Here is an 8,809-nt window from a genome sequence, read left to right on the forward strand (position 1 = left end):
CCTTTGCTATACTTTTTGGAACAATGCTTGCCGCATTTTTGATAGCTGTGATTGTAATTTATTTGAAAGACTTTTTCCAATCCTAAAACAAACAAAGCCCGGCCATAACAGCCGGGCTTTGCCTTTCTACTAAAGAGAAAGAAGGTATTGTTAGGCAGAGAAAGAGCTGCCGCAACCGCAGGTGCTTTTTGCCTGTGGATTGTTGAAAACAAAACCACGTGCATTCAGGCCATCCTGGAAGTCAACTTCCATACCCAGCACATACATCGCATGCTTCTTGTCCATGATCAGGCTCAGGCCATCCAGGGTATACACCTCATCGGTGTCTTTCACCTTGTCGAAGCCCAGCAGGTAAGACATACCTGAGCAGCCACCGCCTTGTACGCCAATGCGCAGGCCATATTCAGCCGGTACGTTTTTCTCTTGCATTATATTCTTAACCTCAAGCAGTGCTTTTTCAGTCAGCGCTATCGGTGCAGTTTTTGTTTCAGTTGCCATAGTCTATATCAATTTGAAATGGAGACGCAAGTTACGGAATTCCGCGTAAAGATGCTGCGACTGCTTTCTTGTATTAGATAAACAGCTGTCCAAAGCAAATGATTCATGCGGACATAAATTAATTTTTCCCGATATTTAGATTTTAAACACAACGCCTGATGGAACAAACTACAGTAATCGTACTGGATATATTGAAGATAACGATACCGGCCCTGATTGTGGCGACCACCGTATACCTGTTGATTAAAAATCATCTGGAGCGGGATTACAAACTGCGCCTGCTGGAGCTTCGGCAGAAAAACGCTGAAGTCATCACGCCCATCCGGCTGCAGGCTTATGAGCGCATTACGCTGCTGCTCGAGCGCATCACACCTAGCAACCTGCTCCTGCGCGTCAGCGGTTCGGGCCATAGTGCTGCTGACTACCACCGTATCTTGCTCACCGAGATACGCAATGAGTTCAACCACAACATGTCGCAGCAGGTATACATGACCGACCAGGCCTGGCAGCAGGTGAAAAGAGCGCGTGAAGAAGTTGTCAACCTGATCAACAAATCGTACCAGGGTATGCCTGACAAAACAAAAGGCACCGACCTGGCCAAGCGCATCCTGGAGAGTATACTTACCGAAGAAGTAGACCCGACCGGCCGCGCCATCGCCTACCTCAAACAGGAAATCGGGCAAGTCTTTTAAGTTAGAGAGTTTGGGAGTTTAGGAGTTAAAACACCTTAAATGTATAAGCCTTCTGATCCAAAGCAGATGCTATAGGCTCAGAAGGCTTATGCATTTAAATAAGTTAAATCAAGTTAGGTTATACCTTTCAAACTCCCCGGTTTTCCAACTCCTAAACTCCCAAACTCTCTAACTTGTAAATCAGTGCTTGTACCTGGCTGAGCGAATGGGCCGGGAAATTGGCGATCCTGATCTGGGATTCTTTGTTGTTGCCATAGCCGCTGCCTACTGCCATGTCGAAGGGAGACAGAAGCTTGTTTATTTCTGAAGCCGGCAGTTTGGTATTGGCCACGATCGTGGTGGGGGACCGGTGGGCAGGTTCCTGGACTGCTATTTCAAAGTTTTCGCTGCGCTCCAGGTAGTCATAGATCAGCCTGGCTTTTGCCTCGGTTTCCTCCCGGATGGTGTCAATCCCTCGCTTGTTCATATCTTCCACCACCTTGCCCAGCAGGTATAGGTTGAGCACGTTGGGAGTTTCCTGGGTCTGGTTGGCCTTTGCTTTGGAAAGCATGGCTGGTATTGTATGGTAAGAACCGATCGTGACACCTGCTGCCTGCAACGCTTCCGCTTTGGCAATGCAGCGCTCGTTCAGCAACCATGCCCCCAGGCCGGCCGGCAGGCCGAAACATTTCTGAACCGAAAAATACACGGAATCTACCTGGCTGTAATCAAAAGCAGGATGGGGCAGTGCGGACACGGCATCCACGAAAATCAGCGCATCCGCCGGGGCTTTTGCCCGGTAGGCCGCTACCTCTTCGGCCGGCATACACACGCCTGAACTGGTCTCGTTATGAATGAGCGCTACAAGCTCCGCCCCGTCAGGTATAGCTACCTCTGCCGGCACAAAGCCTGTGCCGAATGGCACCTCATACTTGCCTGCTTTCTTGCCCAGCTCACCGGATATCTCATGAAAGCGCTTCGAGAAAGAGCCATTTACCAGGTGAAAGCTTTCTTCCTGTACCAGGTTCTGTATGGCACGCTCCCAGATCTCATTGGCAGAAGAAAGGAACAGCACCTCGTAGTTGTCGGGCAGCTGCAGCAACTGGCGCAGACCGGCCACAGCATGCGCATAAATATCCTTGAACTGCTGGCTGCGGTGCGATATACTTCCGATTTTATTTTCCATCGCCGACTGCATGTGCGCTGGCACGGTAGGGTATAGCTCCGAAGGGCCTGGCGTAAAGAAGATCTTGTTGGTCATTGGAGTTTGAGAGTTTAGGAGTTAGAAAGTTTGGGAGCTAGGTAGGTATAGCTGGTTTGATAGGGACAGGTCGTGACCTGTCCGAGTTGTGCACAGGTAGTCTTCGGTTATGAGCTCTATACCTGCACCTACCCGGGTTCAAAATAGCTGCGTCATCTGCCTGAAGCTTACTGCTATATGACATACCTATACCTACTGCACATGCCTTGGCCGGCTATACCTTATCTACATTAGTACAGGATCCTGAACTTGATGGTGGCAGGTATATGCCGCATTTCCTCGATCACTTCTTTGTCATACAGCTTGTCAATATCTGTGATCACATAGCCGATCTGCTCATTGGTCTTGAGGTATTGCCCCAGGATGTTGACATGATGGCCTGCCAGCACACTGTTGATATTGGCCAGCACACCCGGCACATTTTGGTGAATGTGGATGAGGCGATGGGCATTTTTGAGCTCCGGCAACTGGATGTTCGGGAAGTTGACGCTCTGGTAGCTGTTACCTGTGTTGATGTACTCCATGATGCGGCTGGGAACGTAAGTGCCGATATTTTCCTGCGCTTCAATGGTGCTGCCCCCGATGTGCGGGGTGAGGATGACATTGGGCATACCCCGTAGCTCACTCACAAACTCCTCGTTGTTGGTAGCCGGCTCATACGGAAACACATCTACGCCGGCTCCGCGTATCTTACCGGACCGGAGCGCTTCTACCAATGCCGGCAGGTCCACGATGTGGCCGCGGCTCAGGTTGAGGAAAATAGCGCCGTCTTTCATCGCCGCAAACTCCTCCTGCCCAAACATGGATTTGTTGCTGGCGCGGCCATCCACGTGCAGTGTCACGATGTCGGCTATTTCGAGCAGCTGTTTCAGGGTACTGCACTTGCGTGCGTTGCCCAGCTGCAATCGTTCGATCACATCGTAGTAATACACTTCCATGCCCAAGGCTTCGGCCAGCACCGATAGCTGGGAACCAATGCTGCCATACCCTATTATACCCAGCTTTTTGTCGCGCACCTCTACGCTGCCCTGTGCCGACTTGTCCCATTTGCCCTGGTGCATGAGCGTGCTTTTGTCCACGATGTTGCGGCACAGCATGATGATCTCGCCTATGGCCAGTTCCACCACACTGCGGGTGTTGCTGTAAGGCGCATTGAATACGGCTACGCCCGCGTTCAGGCAGCCGGCCAGGTCAATCTGGTTGGTACCGATGCAGAAAGCGCCGACACACATGAGTTTGTTGGCATGCTCCAGCACGCGTTTGGTCACCTGCGTTTTGGAGCGTATTCCCAGCACCGACACGTTTTTGATGCGCTCGCAGAGTTCATCTTCACTCAGAGCACCCGCTACGGTCTCGACCTGGTAGCCTTCGCGCTTAAAAAGCTCGACAGCCTTTGGATGGACGTTCTCGAGGAGCAGTACCCGGATCCGGTTTTTGGGGTAGGAGATCGCCATCGGGAGTTTGTTCTGGTACAGGAACTCGTCCAGGCTGGGAGCTACGTATTCTGCTTTGGCCACCACGTTGTCCCGCACCACATTCTCGGTGAAGGCATAGAATTTATTGGCCAGTCCGGCCTCCTTTATTTCATAGTCGGTATAGCCATCGCCCAGCACGTATACATCGCCTTCCAGCGCCAGTTCTTCCAGTAGTTTTATTTTGCCCTTGTCCAGGCTCAGCAGATTGTTTTCATCAAAGCCGGTGATGTTTCCCTGCTCATCAAAGAAGAAGGTGTTGGCATAAATATTTTCTTCCTTGATGCCATACTCGGTTACGATAGGGGTAATAAATTCCTTGAATCCACTTGATACGATCAGGATGTTATCCGCATACGCTTCAAAGAACTCCTTATTGCGTTTGATCGATTCGGAGACTTTGGTCTGCAGGAGTTGGATAAGCGGCTTCAGATGCCGGCGGTTAGCTCGGAGCAAAGCCAGGCGTTTGGTCAGTCCCTCGGTAAAAGAGCTGTTCCCGTCCATCGCCCCGTTGGTGAGGTCCCGGATCTGCTGCAGTATCTGTTCTTTGTTTTCATCACCTTCCAGTGAGATCTCTCCCAGTTCGTCCAGTGCTTCTACCTGTGTAAAGGTGCTGTCGAAGTCGATGATGTAATATCGGTCCTTGGCCATATCAGCTGTTTTTCTGCTTATAAGAATTCCTGTAAGGGCTATACCTGAGCGCTTTAAAAACCAGAGCATCAGGTCGGGCAGGTATACACCCAGGGGGAAGATGAGTAAATATAGGACATAAAAAAATCCGGTCACATCAGATGCAGCCGGATTTTTTGATGTTTCACCTTATATTATAACGGATTGCCCATTTCTGCCAATTGCTTGTCGATAATGCGTTGATAGAACTGCTCGTAGAGCGGCACGATCTTTTCAATTTCAAAATCCCGGGCGCGGGCCAGGGCGTTCGCTTTGAAAGTGGGCAGGTTGGCATCATCCAGTATATAGAGGGCATTCCGAACCATGTCCTCCACATCGCCGATTTCACTTACAAACCCGGTAACCCCGTGCAAATTCAACTCCGGTATACCTCCTGCATTGGTTGAAATCACCGGTACTTCGCAGGCCATCGCTTCCAGAGCCGCCAGGCCAAAGCTTTCTTTTTCGGAAGGCATCAGGAAAAGGTCGGCGATCGAGAGCACTTCTTCCACCGCCTCGAGTTTGCCCAGAAAGCGTACATCGCTGCAGATCCCGAGGTCGCGGCATAGCTTTTCCATTTTGGGGCGGTCCGGCCCGTCGCCTACTAGCAGCAGTTTGGAGGGGATATGTTCGTGCACTTTGGCAAATATCCGGATCACATCTTCCACGCGCTTCACTTCCCGGAAGTTAGAGGTATGCACCAGCAACTTCTCTTCGTTCGGGCTGATGGCCATCCGGAAGTGTTCTTTGCGCTGGCGCTTAAACTTATCCAGGTTAATGAAGTTGGGGATCACTTCTATGTTTTTTTCGATCTGGAAGAACTCGTATGTTTCCGTACGAAGGCTTTCCGAAACCGCTGTCACGCCATCCGACTGGTTGATGCTGAAGGTAACGACAGGCTCAAAAGAAGCGTCTTTGCCTACGAGCGTGATGTCGGTGCCGTGCAGCGTCGTAATCACCGGGATGTGAATCCCTTTGGTCCGGAGGATCTGCTTGGCCATGTAAGCCGCCGAAGCATGCGGTATAGCGTAGTGCACGTGCAGCACGTCCAACTTCTCGAACCGGGCGATGTCCACCATTTTGCTGGCCAGTGCCAGTTCGTAAGGCGGGTACTGGAAGAGCGGGTACGATGGGATGTATACTTCGTGGTAGAAGAGGTTCTCGTTAAAAAAGTCGAGGCGGGCCGGCTGGCTATAGGTGATAAAATGCACCTGGTGCCCTTTGAGCGCCAGTTCTTTTCCTAATTCTGTGGCTACCACCCCGCTTCCTCCGAAGGTTGGGTAACAAACTATTCCGATTTTCATGTTAGTAAGCTGTGGAAACAACAAGTGCAGCTCCCATCAAGAGCTGCACTTGTCAAACTATCCTGTTCGAATTAAGTTTTTGGTACGATTGATTTATAGATCACATCGTGTATACGGGTGCGGATGTTGTACTTCACCAGTTTGGAGTTTCCGGCATCCGGGTATACCCTGTTAGACAGGAAGATGTAAATCAGTTGGTTTTCCGGATCTACCCAGGCACCTGTGCCGGTAAAGCCCGTATGGCCAAACGTAGTAGCTGAGGCCATGTTGGACGTCGGGCCGTTGCCATCCGGATCGGGTTTGTCCCAGCCCAGGCCGCGGCGGCTCGTCGTAAACTGCCTCTTTGAAAAATCAGTCACCACATTGGTGTTGAAATATTTATGGCCCCCGTAGTTGCCGTTCTGCAGGTTCATCTGCAGGAGCACAGCCAGGTCATTGGCGTTGGAGAACAGGCCCGCATGGCCTCCTACACCCCCCATCATGGCAGCACCCTGGTCATGCACCGTACCCCAGATGAGGTTTTTGCGGAAGTAATTGTCGTCTTCAGTAGGGGCAATGACCTCGCGCGGGAGCTTGAGCAAAGGGTTATACGTCATGGTGCTCAATCCCAGCGGGCCATAAAAATTCTGGTCCATGAACTCATTCAGCGGCTGATTGAGCATCTTCTCTGCCATACGCTTGAGGATATAGAAACCCAGGTCGCTGTACTGGTATTCATAGGTTTTGGCATTCTTTGGCTTCACCAGCAGGGGGGAGCGCACGGTCCAGGTCCAGAGGGAGTCTTCCATTGACTTGATAGAGTAAATGCCAGGGACCACTTCGTTGGGGAAAACATCGTTCTGGGCGCTGGCATAGAAGGTCTGGTTCAATTGCAGCTTATCCAGTGTTTTTTGCCAGTGCGGTATACCTGGCCGTAGCCCGGACTGGTGCGCGAGCACATCCCGCACGATCAGGTTGGCCTTGTTGGTGCCTTTCAGCTCCGGCAGGTAGGTGGATACTTTCTCTTCCAGTTTGATCTTGCCCTGGTCTTTGAGGAACATGACGGCCTGCAGGGTAGCCGCTACTTTGGTGATCGAAGCGATGTCGTAAACCGTGTTGTTGGTGACCGGTTTGGTTTTATCATAGGTATAGTACCCGTATGATTTGTTGAAAATGACAGTGCCATTCTTTACCACCAGCACCTGTGCGCCCGGGGTAGCGGCATAGGCAATGGCTTCGAGTGCAATGTTATCGATCTGCGCCAGGGTCTTGGAGTTCATGCCCACGCTTTCCGGCGTGCCATACTTCAGGCGGTTGAGGGTAGGGGTCACGATGCCAGCACCTGCTTTGATGGTGGTAGCAGCCGTTACAGGCAGTTTTCCTTTCGCGGACCGGGCACCGAACAACACCTGGGGCACAACCGTTTGGGAAATCTGGTTGTCTTCATAACCGGCTACCAGCCAGTTGCTCCTGTCAAAATACTTCAGGCTATAGGGATTGCCCATCACCGCCACGATCACTTTTTTGTTGGTTCTCTCCTGCAGGTATTTGATAAAAGCGCGTGTACCGACGCCGATACCGAAATCTTTGAAGGGGGTGTTATTCAAGCCATGCAGGCTGACCACCACCACGTTGTGATCCTGCAGTTTAGTGATCAGCTTCGTGAAGGCAGAATCAGGGGCGAAACGGTCGCGGATGGTAAAATTAGAAACAGGCGCATAGTTGTCCATGGTCTGCTGGAAGGCATTGTTCGATCCGACGCCGATCGCAACGGAGGCAATGCGCAGGGTATCGAGGTTGCGGAAGGGTACCAGGTTGCCTTTGTTACGGACCATGGTCACGGCGTTCTCATACAGCTGCTCCTGCACCAGGTTGCTGAGCGGCCTATCGATCTCTTCTTGCAGGTTGGTGAGTGAAACAGGTTTATACTTGTTCAGGCCCGCCCAGTACTTGGCATGCAGTATCTTGCGCACACGCTGGTCAATTTCTTCGGATTTGATCTTTTTGGCGGCTATGGCTTCTTTGATCTTGCGTACGGCCACCGGCACATCCTCGGGGAACAAGAGCACGTCGTTACCGGCCATGAGCGCTCGCAGGTCTACTTCGCCTGGCTTGTAATAGCTGCTCACACCTTTCATGTTGAGGGCATCCGTAAAGACAAGGCCTTTGTACTGCATCTTCTCTTTTAATAGTCCTGTTACCAGTGGCTTGGAAAGCGTAGCGGCCTGGTTGCGGGTCGAGTCGATCTTAGGCAGGTACAGGTGCGCGACCATCACGCCCATTACGCCCGCCTCAAAGGACTTGTAGAAAGGGTATAGCTCCACCTCGGTGAGGCGTTTCATATCGTGGTTCACGACAGGAAGCGTCAGGTGCGAATCTGTATCGGTGTCGCCGTGGCCGGGGAAGTGCTTGGCCACCGCAATTACGCCATGGTCCTGAAGGCCCTTGATGTATGCGACGCCGCGGCGGGCGACTTCCTCTTTGGTCTCGCCAAAGGAGCGGTTGCCGATCACCGGGTTTTGCGGATTTACATTCACATCCAGTACGGGAGAGAAGCTCACGTGCACGCCCATACGCTTCATTTTCAGGGCTATTTCACGCCCCATCAGGTACACGTACTTCTCGTCGGTCAGGGCACCGAGCGTCATCTGCTTGGCAAAGTGCATGCTGCTGTCCAGGCGCATGTTCAGTCCCCATTCGGCATCCAGCGCAATAAGCATCGGTACTTTGGCCAGGCTCTGGAAGCGGTTGGTAAGCTGCACCTGGCGCACCGGCCCGCCTTGCATGAACATGATTCCTCCTACGCCATAGCGGCTCACCAGGGTATCTACCTGTCGGAAATGTTTTTCGTTTTTGTTGGAATAGGCGGCCACCATAAACAGCTGGCCAATACGCTGATCAGGAGTGAGGGAGTTGAAGACACTGTCTACCCAGCTTTGCTCTTTGGATTCCACG

General features: G+C 51.9%; 6 protein-coding genes. 1 reads left to right on the top strand and 5 read right to left on the bottom strand.

The features are described 5' to 3' along the window. Positions 1 to 150: 150 nt before the first annotated feature. On the bottom strand, positions 151 to 498 hold the full coding sequence (locus OB13_RS08480) for a HesB/IscA family protein (protein WP_461489728.1): 348 nt from the start codon (positions 496 to 498) through the stop codon (positions 151 to 153). 158 nt (positions 499 to 656) lie between these two features. Here OB13_RS08480 and OB13_RS08485 point away from each other — a divergent pair, with 158 nt between their 5' ends. Continuing rightward, on the top strand, positions 657 to 1,190 hold the full coding sequence (locus OB13_RS08485; protein ID WP_461489729.1) for a DUF7935 family protein: 534 nt from the start codon (positions 657 to 659) through the stop codon (positions 1,188 to 1,190). A gap of 151 nt (positions 1,191 to 1,341) precedes the next feature. Here the strand turns inward: OB13_RS08485 and OB13_RS08490 are convergent, their stop codons facing one another. The 4 genes from OB13_RS08490 to OB13_RS08505 all read right to left on the bottom strand — a co-directional run bounded on the left by OB13_RS08490 (position 1,342) and on the right by OB13_RS08505 (position 8,808). Next, entirely contained in the window at positions 1,342 to 2,430 is a 1,089-nt protein-coding gene (locus OB13_RS08490; RefSeq protein ID WP_461489730.1) for an aminotransferase class V-fold PLP-dependent enzyme, read from the bottom strand. Positions 2,431 to 2,660: 230 nt separating this feature from the next. Then, complete coding sequence (gene serA, locus OB13_RS08495; protein WP_461489731.1) at positions 2,661 to 4,553, bottom strand: phosphoglycerate dehydrogenase; 1,893 nt, start codon at positions 4,551 to 4,553, stop codon at positions 2,661 to 2,663. Between the two features lie 173 nt (positions 4,554 to 4,726). Next, positions 4,727 to 5,875 carry an N-acetyl-alpha-D-glucosaminyl L-malate synthase BshA gene (bshA, locus tag OB13_RS08500; RefSeq protein WP_461489732.1) on the bottom strand — a complete coding sequence of 383 codons (1,149 nt, stop codon included), beginning with the start codon at positions 5,873 to 5,875 and terminating at the stop codon, positions 4,727 to 4,729. Between the two features lie 71 nt (positions 5,876 to 5,946). Further along, a complete protein-coding gene (locus tag OB13_RS08505) occupies positions 5,947 to 8,808 on the bottom strand; it encodes a glycoside hydrolase family 3 N-terminal domain-containing protein (RefSeq protein ID WP_461489733.1) in 2,862 nt (953 codons plus the stop codon). Position 8,809 lies beyond the last annotated feature (1 nt).

The organism is Pontibacter sp. HJ8 (assembly GCF_054824225.1).